The following is a 25,695-nucleotide window of genomic DNA, read 5'->3' as shown; positions in this document are numbered from 1 at the left end:
GGCCGGCCGTACGCCGTCCGAGGGCCGTCAGCGACGCTTCTTCCCCGCCCGGCCGCGGCCACTGCGACTGCCACTGCCGTTGCCCTTGGCCCTGCTCTCGTCCCCGTGTCCGCCGGCCCGGGCCCCCGACGGATGCCGGGCGGCGTACGGATCGGCCGGCGCCCCGGCCGGGGCCTCCCGCTCCAGGCCCCGTTTCACGACGAGGAGGTCCTTGCGCGCCTCCTCCGCCACCTCCGGGTACTGCGGATCGATCTCCATCAGGGTGTGCGCGAGGATCGCCGCCGCGGAGATGCGCGCGAACCACTTCCGGTCCGCGGGTACGACGTACCAGGGCGCCCACTTGGTACTCGTGGCCGACAGCATCTCGGAGAAGGCGTCCTGGTAGTCGTCCCACCGGCGCCGCTCCCGGACATCGGCGGCGGAGAACTTCCAGTTCTTCTCCGGCAGGTCGATCCGCTTCAGGAAGCGGGTGCGCTGCTCCTCCTTGGACAGGTTCAGGATGATCTTGACCACTTTGAACCCGTTGTCCGTGAGGTAGTGCTCCCAGCGGTTGATCTCCCGGTAGCGGCGGTCCCAGATGCCCTCCCCGAGTGCGCGCTCCGGCAGCTTCTGGCGCAGGAGGACCTCGGGGTGGACCCGTACGACGAGGACCTCCTCGTAGTGCGAGCGGTTGAAGATGGCGATCTCGCCGCGCGAGGGCAGCCGCCGTGCGTAGCGCCACAGGTAGTCGTGGTCGAGTTCCTCGGCGGAGGGCACCTTGAAGCTGCTGACCCGCACGCCCTGCGGGTTTACGCCGCTCATCACGTGGCGGATCGTCCCGTCCTTGCCGCCCGCGTCGAGCGCCTGGAGGCAGAGCACCACGCCGTACGTGTCCTGGGCGGCCAGCCGCTCCTGGTACTCGGCGAGCAGCGACACCCCGGTCCGCAACAGCTCGACGCCGTCCCGCTTCTTCATGCCGGCCTTGTAGCGGGGGTCGAAGTCCCGGGCCAGCTGCACCTCGGACCCCGGTGGTACCCGCAGCGGCTCGATGAAGTCCGCGATGCGCTCGGCCCTGTGGTCCGACATCAGCCCTCGGCCTCCCCCTCGTGCTCCGGGCCGGGAGCGGCGCGGAAGGCGGCGGAGAGCGCCTTCCGGGACCGGCGTTCGGCGAGGATGGCGACGTAGTTCCTGACCCTGGCCCCTCGGAAGGAGTCGTAGGCGGCCGTGACGGCGGCCTCGACGGCGGCCGGCTCGGCCGAGGGATAGGCCGTCCTCAGCCGCAGGACGGTGTCCCGGACGGACGCGAGTTCCTCCGCGGTGGGCTCCACCTCGGCCGGCGCCGGTTCCGGTGCCGGCTGCGGCACTCCGGGGGCGTCGCGGACCCGCCCGGTACCGGACCGGTCCACGCCCTGGAGCGCTTCAGATGCCATGTCCCACGACCTTCGGGCCGCCGATCCGCACATTCCCGCCGTCGGATGTGTCTCGTGGACATTCTCTGCTCAACCGGACAAGATCGCCCCCTGCCGGACCGGCGGCGGACTCAGCGCGCGGCGAGCCGCTCCATCAGGGCGGCGCTGCGCGCCAGCACCTCGCGCTCCTCGCCGGTGAGCTCGAGCTCGATGGCCTGGGCGAGCCAGCCCGCCCGGCGCCCGCGCTCCGCCTCGAGAGCGGCGTGGCCCGCGGGGGAGAGCTCGACCAGGGACTTGCGGCCGTCGGTGGGGTGCGCCCGGCGGACGACGAGTCCCTGTTCCATGAGCAGGCCGACCGAGCGGGCCATGGACTGGGGCCGGACGCGCTGGTCCGCGGCCAGATCGCTGGTGGTCATGGCCCCGTTGCGGTCGAGGGTGCCGAGCACGGAGGCCTGGCCGAGCGGGATCCGGTCCTCGTGCTTCACGCGCCGCGTGAGCTTGCCCATCGCGGTACGCAGTTCGGTGGCGACGGCGGCGGGTTCCGGGATGGGCGTGGGCATACGGCACTTTAACCGGTGATCAGCAGCGAATCTGTGCAGCCCACCTGCACAGCAGAACTGTGCAGCACAACTGAACAGCGCAACTGAACAGCAGAACTGTGCAGCATTGCTGTAGAGTCGCTCATGTCGCGGCACGCGCCAACGGTGTCGCAGCAGGCCGCGGCGTGCGTCAACGCGAAGGACCTCCCATGGCTTCCCCGGCAGTCGAGCCCACCGTCATCCAGTCCGTCACCGCCCGCAGGGTCCTCGACAGCCGGGGCAACCCGACCGTCGAGGCCGATGTCCGCCTCGCCGACGGCTCCCTCGGCCGCGCCGCCGTCCCCTCCGGTGCCTCCACCGGCGCGCGGGAGGCCGTGGAGCTGCGCGACGGGGACCCCGGGCGCTGGCACGGCCGGGGCGTCGACCGTGCGGTCGCCCACGTCAACGGCGACATCGCGGCCGCGGTCGTCGGGCGTGACGCCGCCGACCAGGCGGGACTCGACGCGGCGCTCGTCGCGCTCGACGGCACGGCCGACAAGTCCCGGCTCGGCGCCAACGCGCTCCTCGGCGTCTCGCTGGCCGCCGCGAAGGCCGCCGCCGCGGCCCACCGCCAGCCGCTCTACCGCTACCTCGGCGGAGCGGACGCCCGCCTCCTCCCGTTGCCGATGATGAACATCGTCAACGGCGGCGCCCATGCCGACAACCCGCTGGACTTCCAGGAGTTCATGATCGCTCCGATCGGTGCGCAGAGCTTCGCGGAGGCCGTCCGGATGGGCTCCGAGGTCTTCCACACGCTCCGCCGCGATCTACTGGCCGCCGGGCATGCCACGGGCGTCGGCGACGAGGGCGGCTTCGCGCCGGAGCTCCGTACCGCCGAGGAGGCGCTCGACTTCGTCATGTCGGCCATCGAGCGCACCGGCTACCGGCCCGGCAGGGACATCGGCCTGGTCATGGACCCGGCCTCCTCGGAGTTCTTCCGGGACGGCCTGTACGTGTACGCGGGCGAGGGGGTGCGCCGTACGCCGACCGAGCACGCCGACTACCTGGCCGAGCTGATCGACGCGTACCCGGTCGTCTCCATCGAGGACCCGATGGCCGAGGACGACCTGGACGGCTGGCGGGAGCTGACCGCCCGCGTCGGCGACCGCTGCCAGCTCACCGGCGACGACGTGTTCTGCACCAACGAGAAGCTGCTGCGCGAGGGCATCCGGACCGGAGTCGGCAACTCCGTCCTGGTCAAGGTCAACCAGATCGGCACCCTGACCGAAGCCCTCGCCACGGTCGCCACCGCCCATCGCGCCGGCTGGACGGTCGTCATGTCGCACCGTTCGGGCGAGACGGAGGACACCACCATCGCGGACCTGGCGGTCGCGACGGGCTGCGGCCAGATCAAGACCGGCTCGCTGTCGCGGTCCGACCGCACGGCCAAGTACAACCAGCTCATCAGGATCGAGGAGGAGCTCGGCGCCGGCGCGCAGTACGCGGGCGGAGCGGTGCTGGTCCGTTCCTGACGAACCGCGTCGGTCACTCCACCCCGTCGGCGGCGTCGCACTCCGCGGCGCCGCCACGGATGGCCTCCGTGCACAGGGAGGCCTCGACCTTGCCCAGGAGGCGGGTCAGCTCGGCGCGTTCGGTGGCGTCCAGGCCGTCCAGGGTCTGGCGTTCCAGCTCGCCCCAGGCCCTGCGGACCTCCACGAGCAGCCCGCAACTGGCATCCGTCGCCTCGACCAGCGAGGCCCGCCGGTCCGCGGGGTCCGGGCGGCGTCGCACGTGGCCGGACTGCTCCAGGCGCTGGAGCATCTTGGTCACCGTCGACGGATCCAGGCCGACCGCCTTGATCAGCTCGGACTGGCGCACGGCGCCGCTGTCCCAGAGGTGCATCATCAGGAACTCCTGCCCCGGGTGCAGTCCCAGGTCCCGCAGGACCCGGCCCGCCGCGATCCGGTGGAGCCGGGCGACCCGGCTGATCGCATGACTCACCGGCCCGTCCAGCACCGAGCCGGGCGCCGCCGCGCACTGCGGGACGGTGCGCGGCTCCTGTACGGATTCCGCGGTCATGGGGGCGCTCCTCCTGGTCGGTCCGTCCGGCAGGTCCGGAGGGGGGTTCTCGATGTGATTCTACCTACCCCGCACATTTAATGTTGGTCGGCCAAGTAATGGGGTACGCTGCACCCCGAAGCCAATCATTGGCCGACCAACTACCTATGTGAGGCAGATATGACCAGCGCTTTCGAACCGGTTCACGTGGCGGGCGCCACCCTCTCCAACCGGATCGCCCTGGCGCCCATGACCCGCAGCCGCGCGGGTGCGGGCGGCATCGCGACCCCTCTCGTCGCCGAGTACTACACCCAGCGCGCGTCCGCCGGTCTGATCATCAGCGAGGGGATCCAGCCCTCCGTCGTCGGACAGGGCTACCCGTTCACCCCCGGCCTGCACAACGCCGAGCAGGTCGCGGCCTGGCGCGAGGTCACCGACTCCGTGCACGCGGCGGGCGGCCGGATCTTCGCCCAGCTGATGCACTCCGGCCGCATCGGCCACCCGACGCTGCTGCCCGACGGCCTCGTCCCCGTGGCCCCCTCCGCGGTGGCCGCCCAGGGACAGCTCTTCACCGGCGACGGCATGAAGGACTTCGTGACCCCCCGCGAACTGACCGGCGCCGAGGTGCGGCAGACCATCGCCGACTTCGCCGAGGCCGCCCGCAACGCCGTGGAGGCCGGCTTCGACGGGGTCGAGCTGCACGGCGCCAACGGATACCTGATCCACCAGTTCCTGGCCCCCGGTTCGAACCTGCGCACCGACGAGTGGGGCGGCCCGGTGGAGAACCGGATCCGCTTCGCCGTGGAGGCGGTCAAGGCGGTGGCCGCGGCGATCGGCGCCGAGCGCACCGCGCTGCGCGTCTCGCCCGGCAACCCGTACAACGACATCTCCGAGCCCGACCCGCAGCCCGCCTACGAGGCGCTGGTCAAGGAGCTCGACGGACTCGGCCTGGCTTACCTCCACGTCCTGGAGTACGGTGCCGACGCGCGCGCGGCCACCCTCGCCCTGCGCAAGCAGTTCTCCGGACCGTTCGTCCTGAACCCGGCCACCGAAGGCCCCACCGACCACCGCGCCCTCACCCTGATCGAGGACGGCGTCGCCGACCTGCTCGCCTTCGGCGCGCTCTTCCTGGCCAACCCCGACCTGCCCGAGCGCCTGCGCACCGAGGGCCCCTACAACACCCCCGACCCCACCACCTTCTTCGGGGGCGACGCCCGCGGCTACACCGACTACCCGACCCGCTAGGCCATTTCCAGGGGGTCCGGCAGGATGACCCCGTGAAGCGCGTACCGGCAGAGCCCGACCGCAGCGTCCTCGTCCGGCCGGCAGCCGCCGCGGCCGCGCTGGTGACCGTGGGCGCGGGCTTGGGTCTGCGGGCCGTGGCCGCGGGGAGCGTGGCGAAGTACGGCGGGGACGCGCTCTACACCGTCCTGCTGCTGACCCTCGTCGTCCTCGCCGCGCCCCGGCTGACGCCCCTGCGGGCGGCCGCGACGGCGCTGGCCGCCAGCTGGGCCGTCGAGTTCCTCCAGCTCACCGGCCTCCCGGCGGACCTTTCCCGGCAGAGCACCTTGGCCCGCCTGGTGCTCGGTTCCACCTTCAACGCACCCGACCTGTTCTGGTACGCCGTCGGCGCGGCGGCGGGCTGGCTCCTCCTTGCGGCACTGCGCCCCTCAGGAGCGCGCGAAGAGCCGGCCGGCGGGCGGGTGGCGGTCGCCGAGGAGGCCGGTTCCGCCTGATTTCCCCGGTGACGCCGTCAGCGGGACAGGAGGGCGTTGAGACGGGCGGCCTGGCGCGTCAGGTGATCGCGCTCGGCCAGGTCGGCAGCCTTCCGGGCCGCTTCCACGTACAGCCGTGCCGCCGTCACGGGGTCGCCGTCGCGCTCGTGGAGGTACGCCGCCACCGCGGCGTGGCGCGGCACGGCCTCGTCCAGCGCCGCGAGCGCCGCCAGCCCGGCGCGCGGGCCGTCCGCCTCCCCGACGGCCACCGCCCGGTTGAGCCGGACGACCGGGCTGTCGGTCAGCCGCGCGAGCTCGTCGTACCACTCGACGATCTGCACCCAGTCGGTCCGGTCGGCACCGGGCGCGTCGGCGTGGAGCGCCGCGATGGCGGCCTGCGCCTGGAACTCGCCCAACCGGTCGCGGGCCAGGGCCCGCTGCAGGATTGCGATCCCCTCGGCGATCGACGCCCTGTCCCACCGGCCGCGGTCCTGCTCGGCCAGCGGCACCAGGCTGCCGTCGGGCGCCGTCCGGGAGGCCCGCCGGGCGTGGTGGAGGAGCATCAGGGCGAGCAGCCCCGCCACCTCGGGGTGGTCGATCGAGGCCGCGAGCTGCCGGGTGAGCCGGATGGCCTCGGCGGCGAGGTCGACGTCGCCGGAGTAGCCCTCGTTGAAGACCAGGTAGAGGACGCGCAGCACGGTGGCGACATCACCGGGCCGGTCGAAGCGCACACCGGAGACGGTGCGCTTGGCCCGGCTGATGCGCTGCGCCATGGTCGCCTCGGGCACCAGGTAGGCCCGGGCGATCTGACGCGTGGTGAGCCCGCCGACGGCGCGCAGCGTGAGCGCGACCGCCGCCGACGGCGTCAGCGACGGATGGGCGCACAGGAAGTAGAGCTGGAGGGTGTCGTCCACCGCGGGCGCGGGCCCGCGCGGCGGTTCCTCCTCGACGAGGTCCTCGCGCCGGCGGCGGGCCGTGTCCGACCGGGTCGCGTCGAGGAACTTGCGCCAGGCCGCGGTGACCAGCCAGCCCTTCGGATCCCGCGGCGGGTCGGCGGGCCAGGTCCGGACCGCCTCGATCAGCGCCTCCTGGAGGGCGTCCTCGGCCGCCGCGAAGTCGGCTCCGCGGCGGACGAGGACGGCGAGGACGCCGGGCGTGAGGCTCCGGAGCAGCGCCTCGTCCATGGACGAGGTCACTCGGTGATGGTGGGATGCGAGCCCAGGAACGGACGCAGTTCGAGCCACTCGTGGATCGGCTTCCCGCCCGCGCCCGGCGCGGCCGACAGCTCCCCGGCCAGCTCGAGCGCGCGGTCGTAGCTGTCCACGTCGATCACCATCCAGCCGGCGATCAGGTCCTTGGTCTCCGCGAAGGGGCCGTCGGTGACCGGCGGGCGCCCCTCGCCGTCGTACCGGACGAAGGTCCCCTCCGGGGAGAGGGCCTGACTGTCGACGTACTCGCCGGTCTCCTCGAGCCGGGCCGCGAAGTCGTTCATGTACTGCACGTGGGCCGAGATCTCCTCGGGCGTCCACTTCTCCATCGGCACGTCGTTGACGGAGGCCGGGGCGCCGCGGTAGTGCTTGAGCATCAGGTACTTGGCCATGATGGTTCTCCTCGGTGCTGGTGCGGCCATTGTGGCCGCCTTCACCCCGGGGACGAAGCCGGCCACGGCTTCTCGACATCCCGCCCGAAGTTTTTCTCCCGTCGGCTCCCGGCTCAGCCGCCGATGTCCCGGCTGTGGAAGTCGGCCAGGGTCTCGCGCCGCATCAGGAGGCGGGCCCGGCCGGCGTCGACCGCGACGACCGGCGGGCGGCCGACCATGTTGTAGCCGGAGGCCATGGACACCTGGTACGCGCCCGCCACCGGTACGGCGAGCAGGTCGCCGGGGTGGACGTCCCCGGGCAGTTCCACGTCGGCGGCCAGGATGTCGCCCGCCTCGCAGTGCCTGCCGACCACCGTCGCCAGGCACGGCTCGGCGGGGGAGCGGCGGCCGACGAGGCGGGGCGCGTAGCGCACCCCGTACAGGGCCGGCCGCGGGTTGTCGCTCATGCCCCCGTCCACGGCGACGAACACGCGGTCGCCGGTGCGCTTCACGGCGAGGACGCGGTACAGGGCGACCCCCGCCGGGCCGGCGACCGCCCGGCCGGGTTCGATCGCGAGCCGCGGGACGGCCAGCCCCGCCGCCGCACAGCTCTCGACCAGCTCGCCGCGGAGCCTGCGGGCCAGCGCGGCGCGGTCCAGCGACGGGTCGCCCGGGCGGTAGGCGATGCCGTGGCCGCCGCCCATGTCCAGCTCGGGCAGGACGATGCCGTGGGCGTCGCGGACGCGCGCCATCAGCCCCACCATGCGGCGCACGGCGGCGGCGTACGGTTTGACCTCGGTGATCTGGGAGCCGATGTGGCAGTGCAGCCCGGTCAGTTCGAGCTGCGGCTGGCCCAGGATCCGGGCGATGGCGTGCTGGGCGGACCCGTCGGACAGGGCCAGGCCGAACTTCTGGCCGTCGGTACCGGTACGGATCTTCTCGTGGCCGCCGGCCATGATGCCCGGCACCACCCGGACCATCACCTTCTGTGAACCGCCCGTGCCCACCGCCGCGGCCAGCCGGGCGATCTCGGACGGGCTGTCGATGACGATCCGGCCCACACCGAGCCGCAGCGCCGCCTCGATGTCGTGCGGGGACTTGGCGTTCCCGTGCAGGACGATGCGGTCGGCCGGGAAGCCCGCGGTGACGGCGAGTTCGAGTTCGCCCGCCGAGCAGACGTCCAGGCCGAGGCCCTCCTCGTCGATCCAGCGGACCATGGCCCGGGACAGGAACGCCTTGGCGGCGTACAGCACGTCGGCGTCCGGGAAGGCGTCCCGGTAGCCGCGGCAGCGGGCCCGTACCTCGCCCTCGTCCAGCACGTACACGGGGGTGTCGAAGCGGTCGGCGATCTCGGCGAGCGACACCCCGCCGACGGCGAGCCCGCCGTGCGGCAGGCAGTGCGCGGAGGCGGGCCAGACGGACAGGTCGTCCGCGCCCGCGGTGACCTCGGACAGAGCTGCAGTGGTCATGGAGTCCCCCTCAGGCGGTGCGGACCGGGAAGCGGTCCGGCCGGTGGTTCGTCGCGGTCGCCGCGGGAGCCGACAGCGTCGGATCGACGGTGATCAGCTCCGCGCCGAGCGGCTCGCACAGCTCGCGCAGCAGGGACTCGGACAGCCGGATGTACCTCTGGCCCCCGCCGAGGGTCGCGGCCAGCCGCTCCGGACGGGTGAAACCGACGGCCGTGCGCACCCCCATCGGGGTACGGAACAGCCGGACCACCGCCCCGGCACCGATTCCCGGCCGGACGGGCACGTACAGCAGCCCGGCCGGGGTCCGTTCTTCGGGCTCGGGGTCGTCTTCGTACTGGAACAGGCACATGGGGCTCTCCCTGGGAAACCGCGGACGATGGGTGAGCCCCGGGCGCGGGGAGGCGGTCCGGGGCACGTGATCGAAGCTATCCCCGCTCACGAGCCCTGCGCGTGGCCTCCTGACGCCACCTTGACGGACATCGGCCGACTCCATACACATCGCTGACGCGGCCGGGCCGCCCGGCCCGCTCCGGTTCCGTCCGGCCCGGGGCGGCCCGCCCGGCCCGCTCCGGGCGATCCGGACGCCGGGACATGCCGAGGGGACGCCCGGTCCGGGCGTCCCCTCGTACGCGGCACCGTCCCCTAGAAGCGGCTCGCCCGGTGGCGCGCGCGGCGGTTGCCGCCGCGGTGGACGAGCAGCAGGGCCAGCAGCATGGGTGCGATCAGGAGGGCCATCGTGGTCATGGAAGTGCACTCCTCTCCTCGTGGTCCGTTGCTCCTACGCGTCTGGCCGCTGAGGGGTGTCCGAAACCCCCGGACCACTCGGATGCGTGCGGAATCAGCCCATCCGGATATCGGCGTCCCGCCGCGTTCCACGGCGCTTCCCGGACACCTGCCGAGGTGGGAGGGCCGCAGGCGCCCCCGGGGTGGCACGGCCGGAGCACCCGGGTCAGGCCACGCGCCCCCGCACGCCTCCCGCGGAGACGTTCCCTCACGGTGGTAGCTGGGCAGCCGCTTGATGCTGATCGATCGTCACGTGAGGGGAAGCCGATGACCAAGGTCCTGGTGCTGCACAACGTGTGCCTGGTGAGGTCCGCACTGGCTGCGTTGCTGAGATCCGAAGGCGACTTCGAAGTCACCTCCTCCGGCTGGCGGGCCGCCGCGCGCCAGGCGGAGTTCTTACGACCCGATGTGGCGGTCGTCGACCTCGACTGTCCGGGGGTCTCGGCCGCCCTCCTCGAGGACGCCGGGGCCACGCGCCTCTTACCCGACTCGGCCGCGCCCCTGCTCGTGCTCGCCCGGGCCGATACGCCCGGCTCGCTGGGGCGCGCCTTCCGCACCCAGGCGCTCGGCTACGTCGACAAGGACGGCTCGCCCGAGCGGCTGGTCCGGGCCATCGGCAAGGTCGCGGCGGGCGAACGCTTCATCGACGCCACACTCGCCTCGGCCTTCATGGAGGCCGACCCCATGCCGCTCAGCCCCCGCGAGCTGAGCGTTCTGGCGCGGGCCGCCGAGGGCGACTCGATCGCGGAGATCGCCCACGCCCTGCACCTCGCCAGTGGGACCGTACGCAACTACATGGCCGCCGTGACCCGCAAGACCGGCGCCCGCAACCGGATCGACGCCATCCGGATATCCCGGCGGGCTGGCTGGGTCTGAGCCCCCGGACCGGGTTCCCCGGATCCTGCCTCACTCCTGCGCGTTCCACACACCCACCAGATCCCGGTACAGGGGCGACCTGGCCGGGAGTTCCGCATGCGTGCCGCACACCGCCCGGGTCCCGTCGAGTACGAGGACCCGGTCGGCCCTGGCGGCGGAGGAGATGCGGTGGGCGACCACCACGAGGGTGCCGGGGCGCTCGGCGAGCGCCCGCTCGGCGCGTTCCTCGGCCCGGGGGTCGAGGTGGCAGGTGGCCTCGTCCAGCAGCAGCAGGGGGGCGGGGGAGAGGTAGGCGGCGGTGAGGGCGAGCTGCTGGCGCTCGCCCAGGGAGAGCCGGCCCGGGTCGAGGGGCGCGTCCAGCCCGCCGAGCCGGGCCACGAGCGCGTCGGCGCCGAGGGCCGCCACCGCCCGCCGCACCTCGCCCCCGGCCACCGGGCCCGGGGACAGGTGGGTCAGGTTCTCGCGGACCGTGCCGGTGAAGACGTACGCCTGCTGGGGCAGCAGCGTCCGGCGGACGTCCGGGCCGCCCCCCGGGGCGCCGAGGGCGGGGGCACCCGCGACCCGTACGGTGCCCCGGCCGGGCGGCAACAGGCCGGCGATCAGCGCCGTGAGGGTGGACTTGCCGATCCCGCTCGGCCCCACCACGGCCAGGTGCTCGCCCGGCCCGACCACCAGGTCGAGGCCGTCGATCACCGGGTGGGCGCGGGGGCCGTAGGCGAAGCGGACCCGATGCAGTTCGACGGCGGGCGCGGGCCGCGCCGGCTGCGCGGGGACCGGGTCCGTTCGCGCAGCTGCCGGACCCGGACCACGCTCCGGCTCCCGTGCCGGCTCCGGGTGCGGCGTCGTCCCCGCGGCCGACAGCGGGGCCGGCTTCGCCGGTTGCGGATCGCAGAACCGGTCCAGCACCACCACCAGCCGGGTGCCCGCCGCGCCCACCGCCGTCATCAGCGCGTCCAGGGCGGGCAGCAGCGACTGCACGAGGTAGGTGAGGGCTCCGGCCACCGCCCCCGTGCTCACCCCGCGCCCGAGCAGCCAGGGCGTGGCAGCCAGCAGCACGACGACCGGCAACCGGCCCGCGACGCCCAGGGCCAGGGTGCGCAGGGCCGTCCACCGAGCGAGGCGCCCGGTCAGCCGTTCCTGCTCGGCGATCAGCACGTCCACCCGGGCACCGGCGCTCGCCCCGCCGCCGCACGCGACGACGTCGCGCAGTCCGGCCGCCAGTTCGCCGGTGCGCGCGGCGAGCGCCTCGTCGGCGTCCAGCGCCGCGCGCTGCACGCGTGCCATCGGGCGCAGCGTGGCCAGGAAGGCGACCGTGCCCAGGAGCAGGGCAGGCACCACGAGGACCAGCAGGACGGGATCCAGCGCGGCCAGCCCCAGCAGCGCGCCCAGGGCGGTGAAGACGAACGACCGGGCGATCAGGACCAGTCCGGCGAAGGAGTCCCGGGCCATCTCGGTCTGTTGCGTGAGCCGGGAGACGGCTCCCGAATCGCCCGCCCGCCCGGGATCGGCGACGGCCCGCCCGATCGCCTGGCGCACGGAGCGCCGCACCAGGCCGTCCCGCAGCGGTTCGACCAGGTCCGCGAGCCCGCCGAACACCCCGCGCAGGGCGAGGGCGCCCAGCAGTGCTCCCGCACCGGCCACGGCCAGCCAGCCGATGCCGGTCGCGGTACGGCCGGCCAGGAAACCGTCGTCGAGGGCGCGGGCCACCGCGTAGCCGCCGAGGAAGGTGTGCGCGGATTCCAGCAGGGACCAGAGCGCGAGCCGGCGCAGCGGCCGGGAGCGCCCGCCGAGGAAACGGCGGCCCTCGCGGGAGACCCGGCGCCAGGCGCCGTCCCCGCTCATCGGACCGCCTCCCGGCCGGGCGGCTCCGTCACCGGCTCGGCCGCCGGCCCGGCGACCGGCCCCGCGGCCGGTTCCGCGGCGGGCTCCCCGGCCGACTCCGGTACGTCACCGAACACGGCCCGGTAGCCAGGGTCCTGCCACAGCTCCGCATGCGTACCGGTCGCCCGCACCCGCCCCGCGTCGAGCCACACGACGAGGTCTGCACGGGCGGCCGAGGAGACACGGTGGGCGACGACGAGACGGGTGCCCGGCCGGACGTCCCGAGCCAGCGCCAGCTCCACCTCCCGGGCGGTGACGGTGTCCAGGCTCGACGTCGCGTCGTCCAGCACGAGCAGCCGCCCGGCACGGCAGAACGCCCTGGCCAGGCCCAGGCGTTGCAGCTCCCCACCGGACATCGGGGCGTTCGCGAGCGCGGTGTCGTACCCCTCGGGCAGGCGGCGGACGAAGGCGTCGGCCCCGGCCGCCCGAGCGGCGGCGCGCACCGCCTCCGGGCCCGGCGCCGCGCCGCCTCCGAAGGCGATGGCGTCGGCGACGCGCTCCCCGAACAGGGCGGGTCGTTCGAAGGCGTGGCCGACCTCGCGGCGCAGCTCCTCCCCCGACAGCTCGTCCAGCGGCACGCCGTCGAGCAGCACGCGGCCCTCGTCGCACGCGGTGAGCCGCCCCGCGACGGCAGCCAGCGTCGACTTGCCGGAGCCGGAGCCGCCCACGACCGCGGCGGTCACCCCGCCGGGGATCCGCAGGTCCACGTCGCGCAGCAGCACCGTGCCCGCGCGGACGACCCGTACCCCGCACAGCTCCAGCGTCCCCGGCCCGGCCTCGGGCAACCGGCCTTCTCCCTGCGGCAGTTCGGGCAGCTCGAAGAGGGCCGCCGTCCGGCGGGCGGCGGCCCGGCCGCGCACCACGGCCGCGAGCCGCCCGGTCACGGCGCCGACGCCGGCCGCGAGGCTCGCGTAGCGGACCGCGGCGAGGAGCCCTCCTACGCCGAGGGCCCCCTCCACGAGGCGGACCCCGCCCACGCCGAGGACGACGTAGAGCAAGAGCGGCATGAGGGCACTGGTCCGGGCCATGGTCGCCCCGTAGATCCGCCACGTCCGGCGCCCTTCGGCGCCGAGCTCCGGCAACCGGTCCAGTACGCGGGCCTGTTCGCGCGCGGCGGTGCCGGCGGCGGCGATGGTACGGGCGCCCCCGAGGGCCTCCACGAGGCGCCCGGCCATGGCGAGCTGCACCTCCTGGTAGCGGCTGACACTGGCGCCCGAGTCGCGGGCGAACGCCCTCAACAGCAGGGCGAGCAGGGGGACTCCGGCGAGGAAGGCCACGGCGGTCCACACGTCGACCAGGATCAGTGCCACGAGTCCGCCGAGCGGGGCGAGCAGGGCCACGGCCGCGCTCACGACGGCCGCCGGTACGGCGCCCGCGGCGGTGGCCTGCGCGGTCAGCCGGGCGGAGGTGTCACCGGGGGAGTGGCGGGCGGCGTGGTGCGGTGCGCTGCGCAGCAGCCGGGCCACTCCCAGCCGCCGCAGCCAGGCGGTGGAGCGGGCGTCGACACCGCCCGCGAGCCGGGCCGTCGCCGCGTCGAACAGCACCTCGGCGGTGATCACCGCCGCGCACCACACGGTCCAGCGGGCGCCGGCGGGGTCCTGCCGCAGGAGCAGGTCGAGGGTGTGGCCGAGGACCGCCGGTTCGGCCAGGGCCGCGCCGGAGGCGGCCACCGAGCAGACGGACGCGGCGGTGAGGCGACCCGCGCTGTGCCGCGCGGCCGCCCGCAGAGCCCGGTCGGCGCCGCGGGCGGCCGCCGCCTCGCCGGTGGGATCGGGCGCAGTCATGGGCGCAGGCTCCAGGGGTGTGGTGCGGGCCCGGGCGGCGAACCGCCCGGGCCCGGGGGACCCGACTAGTTACAGGTCGTGATGCTCAGGCTGCTGTCACCGCAGAGGAGCAGGCTGGCGCGGCTACCGCCACCGCCACCGTGCGCGGCCTCGGTGGTCTCTTCCTTCGGGGTGTCCATCGACTGCAGGTCGAGAAGCGTCATGTCCGTTTCCTCTTCACTGTTGTGTGTTCCGATGGGTCACGGCCCCCACGAGGGGGACCGGCTCTGGGGCCGCCGCGGCCGACCGCGGCGGCGGGAGGAACGGCAGGTGCGCGCGCCCGCCGGGCGCGGCGCTGCCGAGGGCGAGGAGAGCGCCGGCCGTGCCCGTGGACAGGTCCATGGACAGGCGCATCATCTGCTCGCCGGGGAAGGCCAGGAAGCCCCGGTACGGGACCGCGTGGCGGGCCAGGGCCTCCACCTGCCGGGCGATGTCCTCGGGGGCGGAGCCCGGGCCCGGCGTCGTGGTCCGCGCCAGGTGGAGGATCATGCCGGCCGCGCCGCGGAACAGGCCGGGCTGCGCGTAGAAGGTCGCCTGGGCGGCGCGGACGATCTCCGGCCGGGCCCGTTCGAAACGGTCGTCCCGTGCGTGCTCCAGCCAGTCGTCCAGCACCATGCCGATCCCGACGCTGCCGCCGCCGAGGTAGGGCATCGTGCGCCAGCCCTCGTCGACCTGAAGGGTGCCGAAGACGCTGGTCACGCAGCGGTCGAGATCGCGGTGCAGTGCCCGTCCGGCCCGGAGCAGGAACTCCTCTTCGCCGGTGCGTTCGTAGAGCCGCAGGTGGAGCAGCGCGGGTCCGCTGTGCCCGTGCAGCAGACCGGCCCGTTTCGCCCCGGCGGAGCCGGAGCCGGAGGCGGGGGTCGAGGTCGGCGCCGCGGCCTCCGCGAGGAGCTCGGCGCAGCGCCGGGCCGCAGTGTGCAGTTCCCCCTCGCCGGTGGTCTGCCCCAGGGAGTTAAGGGCCAGCCCGATGCCGGCGAGTCCGCCGTGCAGGTCGGGTCCGGCCGACTCCCACGGCTGGGACAGCAGTTGCTCGACGAGGGCGAGCGCCCGGTCCCGGTGCCCCAGCCGCTCCAGGGTCCACGCGAGACCGGCGAGGCCGTCGTAGAAGCCCAGCGGCATACCGGAGGCCGGCTCCTTCGTCCGGGCCAGCAGCCATTCCTCGGCCTCCGGCCACGGGTCGGCGCCGGTCTCGGCGAGCGCGTACAGCACACCGGCCGCTCCGTGGCCGAAACAGGCTCCGCCGCCCGCCGCCGCGAACTGGGCGGGGTCCCCGGGGAAGAGGCGGTCCTCGCGGTCGAAGGTGGCGCTCGCCCGCAGTGCGGCCGTCATCGAGGCACGGGCTGCTTCCCCGTCGCCCGGCTCGACGGGCAGGTAGGGGCGGCGGGCCGCCGGCGTCGCCCGACCTCCGGCACCGGCCCCGGAAAGGGCCCCGGCCCCGGTACCTGCCCCTGCCCCGGAAGCGTCGTCGGCACCGGCGAGGATCTCCCGTACCGCCTCGTCGAGGAACTCACGGGGTACGGGGAACTGCTGGGCGGCGATGTCGGCGAGGTGCGCCGCCTTCGCGCGGTCCATCACCAGCAGGCTGGTCAGCGGCAGGAACAGGGCCAGGCGCAGACAGGCCAGGGCGTACCGGTCGACGGCGAATCCGCGCCGGTCGGCCGGGGCGACGAACGCCGGGTTGGCGACGGTCTGGCGGAGGTTCTCGTCGGCGTGGGCGGCGGCCTCGAAGTCGAGCAGCGCGACCGACGGTTCGCCGGTCTCCTCGTCCTCCGCGACCATGATGTTGAACAGGTGCAGGTCGTTGAAGACGATGCCGCGGGCGTGCACCGCCGCCACGGCCTCCGTCACCCGCCGGTGGACGTCGAGCGCCCACCGCGTGTACTCGGCGAGTTCCGCCGGGTCCGGGTCCGCCTCGATCAACGGGTGCCGGCGTGCGAAGTAGGTGTTGAGGGGCTTGCCCTCCAAGTGCTGCATCACCAGGAAGTGGTGGTCCCCGACGGTGAAGGTGCCGTGCACCGAGGGCACGCAGTCCAGCCCGGCCAGTTGCTCCAGGGCCCTGCGTTCGCGGTGCAGCCGGGTGACGGCGTCCGCCCCGTCGGCGGCCAGCCCCGCGAAGGGGCGCCCCTCCTTGAGGACGACCGGTTCGCCGGTGCGGACGTCCCGGCCGGCGTAGACACCGCCCCCGTTGGAGAAGTGCAGGGCCCGTTCGACCGTGTACGGAAGGCCTTCGAGGGTGACCGCGGCCCGCCGGGCCAGATGGGGGGCCAGGAACGCCGGCAACTCGACCCACTCCGGCGGCTGGAACACCGGGCCGCGCGCGTCCGGCACCAGCCGGCCGCCCGGGGCCTCGATCGCCGGGACCAGTTCGCCGCGGTCGTCGTAGCAGTGCCGCAGGGTGAAGCTGCCGTAACGCAGGTGCACGGGACCGTCGTTCCAGCGAAGGTCGCTCAGGATGTACGGGCCGGGCTCCCCGGCGAGCAGCGCGTCGAGCTCCTCGGCGATCACCCGGCACTGCGCCTCGTCCGCCGGGTACACGGTGAGGAACTTGCCGCTCGCCGCCCGGTCGGCGTATTTCGCGTTGCGCAGGTGCAGCAGGTACCGGCTCGGCACGAACTTGAACGCGATCCGGCGGTCCACGCAGTAGCGGTGGACCCGTTCGAGGACGGACTCGGCGTTGTCCAGGCAGGCCGAGACGTGGATCTTCCAGCCCTGGGAGGGCAGCCGGGCGTCCACGGGCCGCAGCGCCAGCCAGTCCCCGCTGCGGTGTGTCTGCCACCCCGCCGGTACGGGGGCGAGCGCGGCCGGGTAGCTCTGCTCGGCCCGCCGGTACGGCGCGTCGTAGAACCAGCGGTCGGCGTCGCAGAAGGCGGCGTACCCCTTGTTCACTCCTGCTCCCTCGGTCGGTGACGTGACCACGCTGTCACGCGGTGCGAGGGCCGCGACAGTCACGGCTGTCACCGATGGGGTGTGCAGTACGCACGAGTCAACAAGTCCCGTACGGGGGTCGGAGGGTCAGTCCTTGCTCGCCGGCTGCCAGCCCATTCCCCAGCCGTACTCGAGGTCGGCGGCCTGCTGCTTGAGGACGCCGGGCGCCAGCAGGAGGTACTTGGCCTCGCGCCGGACGATCAGCTCCCCGCGCACGTTCTCGATCAGGGCGATCGCGGCCACCGGCGAGGGAACGGTGCACTCGTCGAGGAGCACCTCGATCGGCGGGCCGACGGGCGGGTACAGGGTGGCGACGCCGCGCAGGCCCGCGAAGCTGGTGGCCCCGGAGTAGATGACCACGAACACCAGGAGCCGCTTGATCCTCGCCGCGTGGTCGAGGTTGATCATGAGGTTCTCGCCGGCCTCGCTCGCGCCGGTCCGGTCGTCGTGGTCCAGCTGGACGTACGGCGGCCGGTCGAACGAGCCGAACTGGTTGTTGATGGGGTGGACGATCCCCTTCGTCCCGTCCTGGAGCTCCCAGAGGCAGGAGAGGTCGAGGTCGACGTCCTCCAGCCGGACGGCGTCCCGTCCCTTCCTCATCCAGCCGCGCGGCGGCTGGGCGGCGCTCCACGTGAGGTTGACCCGCATCCGCCCGGTGGTGGCCCCCTGTTTGGTCAGCGAGACCGCGGGCGCCGCCTTCGTCAAAGTGATCTTCGAGAGCTGCACGGGCCGGGACGGGGCGGGCACCACGGGCGCGGGTGCGGCCACCACGGGTGCGGGCGCGGGTGGGGTCACCACGGGTGCGGGTGCGGCCACCACGGGTGCGGGCGGGGCGGGGTCGTCGACCGTGATCCCGAAATCGGTGGCGAGCCCCGCAAGGCCGGAGGCGTATCCCTGACCCACCGCCCGGAACTTCCACGCGCCGCCCCGCCGGTACAGCTCCCCGAGCACCAGCGCGGTCTCCGTGGTGGCACCCGTTGCGTCGAACCGCGCCGTCTCGGCGCCGCTCTGCGCGTCCAGCACGCGTACGAAGAGGCCGGACACCCGGGCGAACGTGCCGTCGGTGGAAGCCGCGAGCACCACGGTCCCGATCTCCTGCTCCACCGCGGTCAGCACCACCCCGATCGTCTCGACCGCTCCGGCGCCGTCCTGGCGCCTCCCCTCGTGGCGCACGGCGCCACTGCGGTGAACGGGCTGGTTGTAGAACACGAAGTCGTCGTCCGACCGCACCTTGCCGGCCGCCGTCAGCAGCAGCGCCGACACGTCCACATCGGGCGCCCCGGGACCGCCCCGCCACCCCAGTTCCACCCGGACCGTGTCACTCGGCACCGGTACGTTGGCGCCCTTCTGCAAGGACATGAGGTTCCCCCTTCCGAGACGTCTCCCACTCCCCGCAGCGTACGAGGGTCGGGCGCGCCCGCCACCGCGAAGGCGGCGATTGGCTCTGTTCCGGGGGAAGTTGCGGGCTCCCGGTCGGGTGCCCCGGGCCGTCGGGCGCCTCAGGCCTCGCGGTCCATGACGCGCCGGGCGGCCTCGGCCTCCGCCGCCGGCGGAGACAGCTCGTCGAGCGTGTCGAGCTCGTCGTCCGAGGCCAGCTCCTGCTCCCAGGCCGCCGCGAGCCGTTCCTGCTCCTCCTGCGGCCGGCCCGTCACGGCCTCCCGCCGGTGCGGCTCCAACGCCGCGAGGAAACGCCCGACCGGATCTGTCGGCATGCCGTACTCCTTCTCGCTGTGGGGAGGGGCAGCGGCGGTGGCGATGCCGTGCCCGGCCCAGGATGGCGAACGGCGCCGGCGGCGGCGGCCCGACACGGCGGGCCGCCTCCCGGACTTCACTCACCCGCCCCCGGTACCGCTGCGCGACCGGGTGGACGGCGGCCCCCGGCTCAGCCCCGGCCGATGAAGGCGAGGCCGGCCGCCCCGGGGCGCAGGTCCGGCGGGAGCGCCAGGTGGGCCTGGCGCAGGGCCTGGGGCAGGGGCACGCCCCGGCGCAGGTGCCGGTCGTAGGTGTCGGCCAGCAGCCGTCCGGCCAGTTCGTCGTCGATGGCCCAGAGCCCGCCGACGACCTGCGAGGCTCCCGCCACCAGGCAGGACAGGGCGGCGGCCGTGGTGTCGGCGCGCTCGGTGGACTTGGCCGACCAGCAGCAGCCGAGGACGACCACCCGGGGCAGCCCGAGCCGCAGCAGCGCGGCCGGCGAGGAGGGGCCGTCGGGAAGCAGCATCCGGTACTCGAAGCCGTCGCTCTGCGTGCCGTGCACGCTGACGGTGAGGATGTCGTACGGGGCCGCCTCCAGCGCGCCGTGGAGCTCGGCCAGCGAGTGCACCCGGGTGAAGCGGATGTGCCCCTGGGCGGCGAGCTGTTCCAGGGCCCGTGCTTCGAGGCGGGAGCCTTCGAGCTCGACCTCGTCGAAGATCCCGATCACCCGGGGCACGACGACCGCCGGGGCGGGCCGGGTCCGCAGCGCCGCGCCCGCGGACATGCTGATCGTCAGTTCGGCGGCGCCCGGCGGCGCGAGTTCGTTCCAGGGCATCGCCCAGGTGACCGAGTCGGGGACCACCAGGATGCGTGCGCCCGTGGCATCGGGATCCACGTCGGCGAAGAACAGGCCGGAGACCCTCCGGACGGCCTCGGCGGGGGCGTCCTCGGAGTCCTCGCCCACGCATTGGGCCAGGGCTTTGCCGTCGGCCGCCGAGACGTGGGTGCGCCGCACGAGCGGCACCGGGTGCGAGGGGCGGAGCGTCACCACGGTGAGGTAGTGCTCGCCGACCTCCGCCCCGGTGACGTTCACCCAGACGAGGTGGCGCCCCGGGAGGCCCTGCACGATCTCGGCCGGGGTCACCGGCGCCGTGGTCCGCGCCAGGAAGTCCACGAGCGTCATGTCCGCGCGGGCGTCGGTGTCGTAGGCGCCGCTGTCCTGGGGGCGGCCGACGGCGGTGCCGCCACGGAACTCGCCGAGGAAGTCGGCGATTTCGGCGACGATTTCCGCTTCGTCGCCCGCCTCGTGGAGGTCGACGGCCCTCATCAGCAGAGCCGTGAGGAGCAGCTCGACGTCGGTGACGGTGCGGGCGGCGAAGAGGTCGTCGGAGCAGAGCCGGGCCAGGCTCTCCCGCAGGGCGGTCGCCGAGGGCAGCAGGCCGCCGTTCACCCGTGCCGCTTCGGCGAACAGCCGCATCGCCGACCTCAGGGGGCTGGCGGGCAGCTCTTCGGCGCTCTGCCCGTACCATCCCGACGCCCCCACGTGGTCGCCCCGGAGGGCGGCCTCGGACGCGCGCGCCATGGCACCGGACCGGGACGCGGTGCTCTCCAGGAGGTGGGCCACCAGCTGATGGGCGTGGTCCTTCGGGCCGATTCCGGCCGCCGCGCGCGTGAACTCCCGCTCCGCGGCCAGCCCCTCCTCGATGCGGCTCCCGGCGATCAGCAGGCGGGACCGGTAGTAGGTGACGAGGGCCCGGTAGCCTGGTGTGTCGGCGGCCACCGACAGCGCCTCCACCGCGCCCCGCAGGCGTTCGACGTTGCCCGTCGAGTGCGCGGCGTAGGCGACGACGCCCAGGATCCGCGCGCGGCGGATCCGCCGGCCGCTGCGGCCGACCTCGTGGAGCAGCGCGCGCAGCACGGCGTCCACGGTGAGGGACCCGAGGACGTACAGCTGCTGCTGGCTGGAGATCGCGGACACCAGGTACAGGATCGTCCGGTCCGGCCCTCCCGGCGCCAGCTCGGCGGCGATCCGGCGGCATTGCTCCGCCTCCTGCGCACGACCCAGCTCCTCGAAGTGCCCACCGGTCTCGTGCAGGAGCGACGCGAGGAGGCGGCGGGTCAGCGGTTTGGGCGAGGCGCGGGCGTAGTGCTGGTCGACGGTCTGCACGACGTGGTCGAGTCCGGCCGAGTAGACCGGCCGTCGGTCCAGCATCTGGTAGAGCCTGGTGACGGCGCGGACATCGGTCGCGTCGACGGCTTCCAGGTCGGTCACCAGGTCCACTTCCAGGTGGCGTCGGACCGCGGTCACGACCAGAGACTCGAAGCGGCTGCGCCAAGTACCCATGGCGAGGCGGTCAGACGGTGTCGGTGTCGGTGGAGGGGTCGCGGACGGGGGTCCGGTCGACGCCCTGCGCGGGAAGGATCGTCCGCTGGAGCAGTCGCTCGATCTCCTCCACGGTGGCCTCCCCGTCGAAGCGGATCTGGCCGTGCGGGCCGATGGCCTCGACGTACATCCGGGCGCGGTCGTCGGGGCGGCCGGCCCGCCGCCGGGACGCGAACGAGCGGATGGCTCCGGCCAGATAGGCGATGGTCTGCGGAGCCTGCAACAGGGCGATGACCGTCGCGGTCCCACCGATGAAGTCCCCGTCGAGCCCCCACTGGGAGCTGCGCCGGCCGCGGGTCTGCGTGGCGTGTCCCTCGGCGACCAGGAGCTCCGCGAGCTCGCCGGGAACGCTCAGCTTGATGGTGTCGCTCATGTACGCCCCTTCATCGAGCGGGCCGTCCGCACCGATCGAGGTCCGGGGCGGATCCGTCGACCGGCTGGTTCCCCGTGCAGTATGGCCCGCCTGCCGTCATGCCATCCGGCGTTCCGGAATTCTCCTTCCGCTCGCCCGGCCCGGCCGCTGCCCGCACCGCACGCGCCGCAGGAGAAAACAGCCTAGGGAGCGGACTTCCAGCCCTTCTCGTGGAGCCGTTCGAATCCGTCGAGCAGGAGGTCCAGCGCGAACTCGAACTCGAACGCGTCGTCGCAGCCCGGGCCGATGACGGACCCGCGGTCGTGGGCCACCGACCGGGCCAGTTCGGTGACGTGGGGGTAGCGCCGGGCCATCTCCTCGTACGCGGCCGCCCGGGCCCGTTCGTCCTGCGGTGCGGTGCTCGCGGGGTCGTCGAACAGCTCCTCGGTGAAGCCCAGCACGCGGCTGCCGAGGGCGTGCATCACGTGATGGGTGAGGTCGAGCGAGAAGCCGCCGGCCCGGAACAGCGCGATCACGGAGTCCAGGTACGCGAGTACGGCCGGGGTGGGGCCGGTCCGCGAACGGATCACCTGGGCGGCCCAGGTGTGCGCGAGGAGGGCGCCGCGCGCGCCGAGGATCCGCCCGCGGACCGCGCTCTTCCAGTCGGATCCGGGCACTTGGCCCCCGATCTCGCCGACGACGGCCTCCACCATGCCGTCCAGCAGCTCTTCCTTGTTGGCCACGTGCTTGTACAGGGCCATCGGCACGACACCCAGCTCCTGGGCGAGCCGGCGCATGCTCAGCGCCTCGATGCCGGAGCCGTCGGCGAAGGCGACGGCGGCGCGCAGCACCCGGTCCCGGCTCAGGGGTGTCCGGCGTGCTTCCTGCGGTTGCTCGGGCATGGGGGCTTCTCCCTCGATCCGTTCCCGGGGCGGTGGCGCGGGCGGGTACCCCGCCTTGACGAGTGTACGGCGTACACCTAGGGTGAGCGCCAACTAGCAGGTGTACGCCGTACACCTTTCGATGGGGGTCTGTTCCGCATGAGCTCAACCAGGAGAACCGCGGTCGTCGCGGGTGTGCTGTTCCTCGTCACCGAAGTCGCCGCGATCGCCGGCCTCGCGCTCTACCGCCCCGTCCTGCACGACGCCGCGTACGTCGTCGGACCCGGCGCCGACACCCGGGTGTTCCTGGGGGCGTTGTGCGAGTTCGTCCTGGTCCTGGCGGTCACGGGCACCGGGGCCGTGTTGTACCCGGTCCTGCGCAGGCGGAACGAGGGGGCCGCCGTCGGCTACGTCTGCGGCCGCCTCCTGGAGGCCGCCGTGATCCTCGTCGGCATCGTCGGCGTGCTGTCGGTCGTGACCCTCAGGAGGCAGGCCGAGGGCGCGGCGGGCGCCGACGGGGCTTCCCTGATCACGGCCGGCAGGGCGCTGGTGGCCGTCCACGACTGGACGTTCCTGTTCGGGCCGAACTTCGTGCTGGGGGCCAACACCCTGGTGCTGGCTGCCCTGATGTACACCGCGCGGCTCGTGCCGCGGCCCGTCGCGGTCCTCGGCCTGGTCGGCGGGGCGATGATCTGCGCCTCGGCGACGGCCGTGCTGTTCGGCATCTACGAGCAGGTCTCGGTGGCCGGGTCGCTGGCCGCACTGCCCGTGTTCGCCTGGGAGGTGACGCTGGCCGTCCGGCTGCTCGGCAAGGGCTTCGACGAGCCCGCTGACGAACGCGTCGGCGAAGGCGATCGCGTCGGCGTCGTCGGCGGCGGCGTCGAGTGAGCGTTCTCAGGACATCCGGTGCACGTTCCACAGCGGCAGGCTCCGGAAGAACCCCACCGCCTCCGCACGCCAGTACGGCGCCCACGACGCGGCCTCGGCGGACGCCTCCTGCGCGTACCGCCGGATCTCCGCCTTGAGCCGCCGGTCCACCCCGGCGCCGCGGGCGATCTCCGCGATCCGGCCGAGGGTGTCGTCCGAGCAGCCGGGATCGCCGAGCGCGGCCTCGACGAGGGCCGCCTCGGGCCCGGTCACGGCGGCCAGCAGCGCGCGGACCGCGTAGGTGCGGCGGCCCGAGCGGATGTCGGCCCCGGTGGACTTCGCCCCGTCCGCCGGATCGTCGTCCGACGGGCCGAAGAGGTCGAGGAAGTCGTCGCGCATCTGCTCGCCGATGCCCACCAGCCTGGCGTACCGGTGCAGTCGGGCACGGTGCGGCGCGGGGTCCTCGCCCGCGGCCAGCAGGCCCATCGTCAGCGGCGCGAGGATCGAGTAGCGCGCGCTCTTGAAGTCGGTGACGGTGTGCAGGAACTCCTCGTCGGGCAGCGCGTGCGCGTCCCGCTCCAGGTCGACGAGCTGCCCGGCGACCGTCTCCGCCGCCGTACGGGTGTGCACGGCGAGCAGTGCCTGGCGCAGCTCGGCGGGAGCCTCGGCCTCCAGCAGGACCTGGGTGGACAGGAAGGCGGCGAGGTCCCCGGCGAGTATCGCGAGCCCGAGGGCCGTGGCGTCGTGGTCGGGGAACTCCCGGCGGTAGGCGTAGTAGGTCGAGGGGCCGCCGCGGCGCAGCGGCGCGTCGTCGATGATGTCGTCGTGGACGAGCCCGTGCGTCTGGAGCAGTTCGATGCTCAGCGCTGCCTCCGCGAGCCCCGGCACCTCGTCGGTGGTGACCAGCCGGGCCGCCTCGTACAGCAGGACGACCCGCAGCCGCTTGCCGCCGCGCATCGAGAACTCCCGCAGCAGCTCCAGGCACCGGGGTACGTACCGGCTCGGCACCGGGACGTCGAAGCGCCCGGCGAGGCCGTCGAAGTACTGCTCGAACCGGGAGTCGAAACGCGTCCGGTGCAGGGCGGCGCGTTCGAGGGCGGCGGTGACGTCGGCATCCATGAAGATCAGTATCCCTACGGCTTCGGGCGGCCGGTCACCGCGGGGACGCGGCGGCCGCGCCCCCGGGCCGTACCGGACCGTCCGGCCACTGCCTGACGGGCCGTAAGCTGCGCCGATGCATGCTGGATTCGGATTACTCGACCGGCTCGGGGGACGGCGGCCGCTGGTCGTCGACTCGCTGCTCGCGCTGGGCTACGTCGGCGCCGGACTGCTGCTCGGGCAGGAGCAGCCGCCGGCGGGCTGGCGGTCCATGGACATGACGGGGGCCGTCCTGACGGCTCTCGTGGGCCTGGTCCTGCTGGCCCGCCGCATCGCGCCCGTCGAGGTGTTCGCCGCCAGCAGCACGCTGTGGGTCGTCTTCATCGCCTGCGGGTACTGGCCGGTGGTCAACTCGATGCCCCCGCTTCTGGGCCTGTACACGGTGGCGGCCACCCGCCGCCGACGGACGTCCTTCTTGTGCACGGGCGTGGTGACCGGAATCTGGGTGTACGCCGGGATCGGCAACATCGACAACAGCTCCATGCCGACCGTCATCGCCCAGGCCGTCCTGTTCCCGGCCGTCGTCCTCGTCGTCGGCCGCGGCTCGGGCGCCCTCGCCGAACGGAACAGGCAGCTCGCCGAACTGACCCTCCGGCTGCGCGAACAGCAGGAGGAGAACGCCCTCCGGGCCCTCACGGAGGAACGCGTGCGCATCGCCCGGGAACTGCACGACGTGGTCGCGCACCACATGTCCGTGGTCGCGCTCCAGGCGGGCATGGCCTCGTACGTGTTCCCCACCGACCCGGCGGCCAGCCGGCGGGCCCTGGACACCATCGCCGAAACCAGCAGGGAAGCACTGGAGGAGATGCGCCGCATGCTCGTCCTGCTGCGCGTCGGCCAGGAAGGACAAGGGGATGCCCCGGCGGCACCGGACAGCGGGCACGACACGGACAGCGGGCACGACACGGACGGCGGGCAGGACACGGGCGGCGCCGCCTACGCCCCGGCCCCCGGGCTCGCTCTGCTCGACGGGCTGCTGGAACGCGTGCGGGGTGCGGGGGTCGAGGTCACCATGGACGTCGCCGGCCCCCCCGCCCGGCTTCCGCAGGGCACGGCCCTGTGCGTGTACCGGGTGGTCCAGGAAGCGCTGACGAACGTGCTCAAGCACGCGGGACCGACCAGGGCGAGCGTGGCCATCCACTACGCACCCCACAGCCTCGTGGTGTGCGTCACGAACGAGCAGGGCGCCGAGTCGGCTCCGGACAAGGGCCTTTCACCCGGTCTCGGCCTGATCGGCATGAGGGAGCGCGCGAAGATATACGGCGGTTCGGTCACCGCCGGCCCCCGAGCGCTCGGCGGGTTCGAGGTCCGGCTCACCCTTCCGGCGCCGACCACGGTGTGAGGCGA

The 25,695-nt window shown here is 73.9% G+C and carries 24 protein-coding genes; 6 read left to right on the top strand and 18 right to left on the bottom strand.

Translation table 11 applies throughout. The annotated features are described in order from the left end of the window. Positions 1–27 precede the first annotated feature (27 nt). The 3 genes from B6R96_RS03585 to B6R96_RS03575 form a co-directional block, all read right to left on the bottom strand. A complete protein-coding gene (locus tag B6R96_RS03585) occupies positions 28–1,065 on the bottom strand; it encodes a polyphosphate kinase 2 family protein (RefSeq protein WP_081521536.1) in 1,038 nt (345 codons plus the stop codon). Continuing rightward, entirely contained in the window at positions 1,065–1,409 is a 345-nt protein-coding gene (locus B6R96_RS03580; RefSeq protein ID WP_159396269.1) for a three-helix bundle dimerization domain-containing protein, read from the bottom strand. The genes B6R96_RS03585 and B6R96_RS03580 overlap by 1 nt, the downstream gene beginning before the upstream one ends. Before the next feature lie 110 nt (positions 1,410–1,519). Further along, positions 1,520–1,948 (bottom strand): MarR family winged helix-turn-helix transcriptional regulator, encoded by a 429-nt coding sequence (locus B6R96_RS03575; RefSeq protein WP_030385453.1) that lies wholly within the window; start codon positions 1,946–1,948, stop codon positions 1,520–1,522. A gap of 188 nt (positions 1,949–2,136) precedes the next feature. Here B6R96_RS03575 and eno point away from each other — a divergent pair, with 188 nt between their 5' ends. Further along, positions 2,137–3,438: a phosphopyruvate hydratase gene (gene eno / locus B6R96_RS03570; protein ID WP_081521534.1), complete on the top strand. Its 1,302-nt coding sequence runs from the start codon at positions 2,137–2,139 to the stop codon at positions 3,436–3,438. A 13-nt stretch (positions 3,439–3,451) separates the two neighbouring features. On the opposite strand, the gene B6R96_RS03565 is transcribed toward eno, so the two are convergent. Further along, positions 3,452–3,985: a MarR family winged helix-turn-helix transcriptional regulator gene (locus tag B6R96_RS03565; RefSeq protein ID WP_081521533.1), complete on the bottom strand. Its 534-nt coding sequence runs from the start codon at positions 3,983–3,985 to the stop codon at positions 3,452–3,454. Positions 3,986–4,144: 159 nt separating this feature from the next. Here B6R96_RS03565 and B6R96_RS03560 point away from each other — a divergent pair, with 159 nt between their 5' ends. Beyond that, positions 4,145–5,209 carry an alkene reductase gene (locus B6R96_RS03560; RefSeq protein ID WP_081521532.1) on the top strand — a complete coding sequence of 355 codons (1,065 nt, stop codon included), beginning with the start codon at positions 4,145–4,147 and terminating at the stop codon, positions 5,207–5,209. Positions 5,210–5,241: 32 nt separating this feature from the next. Next, the gene (locus B6R96_RS03555; RefSeq protein ID WP_081521531.1) at positions 5,242–5,700 is read left to right on the top strand and encodes a ribosomal maturation YjgA family protein; all 459 of its coding nucleotides are present in this window, start codon (positions 5,242–5,244) and stop codon (positions 5,698–5,700) included. 17 nt (positions 5,701–5,717) lie between these two features. On the opposite strand, the gene B6R96_RS03550 is transcribed toward B6R96_RS03555, so the two are convergent. The 4 genes from B6R96_RS03550 to B6R96_RS03535 all read right to left on the bottom strand — a co-directional run bounded on the left by B6R96_RS03550 (position 5,718) and on the right by B6R96_RS03535 (position 9,076). Then, complete coding sequence (locus B6R96_RS03550) at positions 5,718–6,863, bottom strand: RNA polymerase sigma factor (protein WP_081521530.1); 1,146 nt, start codon at positions 6,861–6,863, stop codon at positions 5,718–5,720. 8 nt (positions 6,864–6,871) lie between these two features. Continuing rightward, positions 6,872–7,279: a YciI family protein gene (locus tag B6R96_RS03545; RefSeq protein ID WP_030389878.1), complete on the bottom strand. Its 408-nt coding sequence runs from the start codon at positions 7,277–7,279 to the stop codon at positions 6,872–6,874. 113 nt (positions 7,280–7,392) lie between these two features. Beyond that, positions 7,393–8,727 (bottom strand): diaminopimelate decarboxylase, encoded by a 1,335-nt coding sequence (gene lysA, locus B6R96_RS03540; protein WP_081521529.1) that lies wholly within the window; start codon positions 8,725–8,727, stop codon positions 7,393–7,395. Positions 8,728–8,737: 10 nt separating this feature from the next. Beyond that, the gene (locus B6R96_RS03535; protein WP_081521528.1) at positions 8,738–9,076 is read right to left on the bottom strand and encodes an SAV_915 family protein; all 339 of its coding nucleotides are present in this window, start codon (positions 9,074–9,076) and stop codon (positions 8,738–8,740) included. Between the two features lie 701 nt (positions 9,077–9,777). Here B6R96_RS03535 and B6R96_RS03530 point away from each other — a divergent pair. Further along, entirely contained in the window at positions 9,778–10,386 is a 609-nt protein-coding gene (locus B6R96_RS03530; RefSeq protein ID WP_030389875.1) for a response regulator transcription factor, read from the top strand. Between the two features lie 30 nt (positions 10,387–10,416). Here B6R96_RS03530 and B6R96_RS03525 read toward each other — a convergent pair whose 3' ends face one another. The 9 genes from B6R96_RS03525 to B6R96_RS03480 form a co-directional block, all read right to left on the bottom strand. Then, complete coding sequence (locus tag B6R96_RS03525) at positions 10,417–12,228, bottom strand: ATP-binding cassette domain-containing protein (RefSeq protein ID WP_081521527.1); 1,812 nt, start codon at positions 12,226–12,228, stop codon at positions 10,417–10,419. After that, positions 12,225–14,051 (bottom strand): ATP-binding cassette domain-containing protein, encoded by a 1,827-nt coding sequence (locus tag B6R96_RS03520; RefSeq protein WP_081521526.1) that lies wholly within the window; start codon positions 14,049–14,051, stop codon positions 12,225–12,227. Before B6R96_RS03520 ends, B6R96_RS03525 begins: the two co-directional genes overlap by 4 nt. Before the next feature lie 65 nt (positions 14,052–14,116). Continuing rightward, the gene (locus tag B6R96_RS03515) at positions 14,117–14,254 is read right to left on the bottom strand and encodes a SapB/AmfS family lanthipeptide (protein ID WP_030389872.1); all 138 of its coding nucleotides are present in this window, start codon (positions 14,252–14,254) and stop codon (positions 14,117–14,119) included. A 13-nt stretch (positions 14,255–14,267) separates the two neighbouring features. Further along, on the bottom strand, positions 14,268–16,976 hold the full coding sequence (gene lanKC, locus B6R96_RS03510) for a class III lanthionine synthetase LanKC (protein ID WP_081521525.1): 2,709 nt from the start codon (positions 16,974–16,976) through the stop codon (positions 14,268–14,270). A gap of 126 nt (positions 16,977–17,102) precedes the next feature. Next, complete coding sequence (locus B6R96_RS03505; RefSeq protein ID WP_081521524.1) at positions 17,103–18,374, bottom strand: TerD family protein; 1,272 nt, start codon at positions 18,372–18,374, stop codon at positions 17,103–17,105. A gap of 140 nt (positions 18,375–18,514) precedes the next feature. Beyond that, the gene (locus B6R96_RS03500; protein WP_081521523.1) at positions 18,515–18,727 is read right to left on the bottom strand and encodes a hypothetical protein; all 213 of its coding nucleotides are present in this window, start codon (positions 18,725–18,727) and stop codon (positions 18,515–18,517) included. A 170-nt stretch (positions 18,728–18,897) separates the two neighbouring features. Beyond that, complete coding sequence (locus B6R96_RS03490) at positions 18,898–21,015, bottom strand: CHAT domain-containing protein (protein ID WP_159396268.1); 2,118 nt, start codon at positions 21,013–21,015, stop codon at positions 18,898–18,900. A gap of 46 nt (positions 21,016–21,061) precedes the next feature. After that, complete coding sequence (locus B6R96_RS03485) at positions 21,062–21,463, bottom strand: hypothetical protein (RefSeq protein WP_081521521.1); 402 nt, start codon at positions 21,461–21,463, stop codon at positions 21,062–21,064. A gap of 182 nt (positions 21,464–21,645) precedes the next feature. Next, positions 21,646–22,344: a TetR/AcrR family transcriptional regulator C-terminal domain-containing protein gene (locus tag B6R96_RS03480; protein WP_053702381.1), complete on the bottom strand. Its 699-nt coding sequence runs from the start codon at positions 22,342–22,344 to the stop codon at positions 21,646–21,648. 138 nt (positions 22,345–22,482) lie between these two features. Between B6R96_RS03480 and B6R96_RS03475 the strand changes: the two genes are divergently transcribed. Then, positions 22,483–23,211: a DUF4386 domain-containing protein gene (locus B6R96_RS03475; RefSeq protein ID WP_081521520.1), complete on the top strand. Its 729-nt coding sequence runs from the start codon at positions 22,483–22,485 to the stop codon at positions 23,209–23,211. 6 nt (positions 23,212–23,217) lie between these two features. Here B6R96_RS03475 and B6R96_RS03470 read toward each other — a convergent pair whose 3' ends face one another. Next, the gene (locus B6R96_RS03470) at positions 23,218–24,309 is read right to left on the bottom strand and encodes a polyprenyl synthetase family protein (protein ID WP_081521519.1); all 1,092 of its coding nucleotides are present in this window, start codon (positions 24,307–24,309) and stop codon (positions 23,218–23,220) included. Between the two features lie 115 nt (positions 24,310–24,424). Here B6R96_RS03470 and B6R96_RS03465 point away from each other — a divergent pair, with 115 nt between their 5' ends. Next, positions 24,425–25,690, top strand: a complete 1,266-nt coding sequence (locus B6R96_RS03465; protein ID WP_081521518.1) for a sensor histidine kinase — start codon at positions 24,425–24,427, stop codon at positions 25,688–25,690. The last annotated feature ends 5 nt before the right edge of the window (positions 25,691–25,695 follow it).

This window comes from Streptomyces sp. Sge12, from assembly GCF_002080455.1.
Lineage (GTDB): Bacteria > Actinomycetota > Actinomycetes > Streptomycetales > Streptomycetaceae > Streptomyces.
This window is presented reverse-complemented; position numbering and strand designations above follow the sequence as displayed.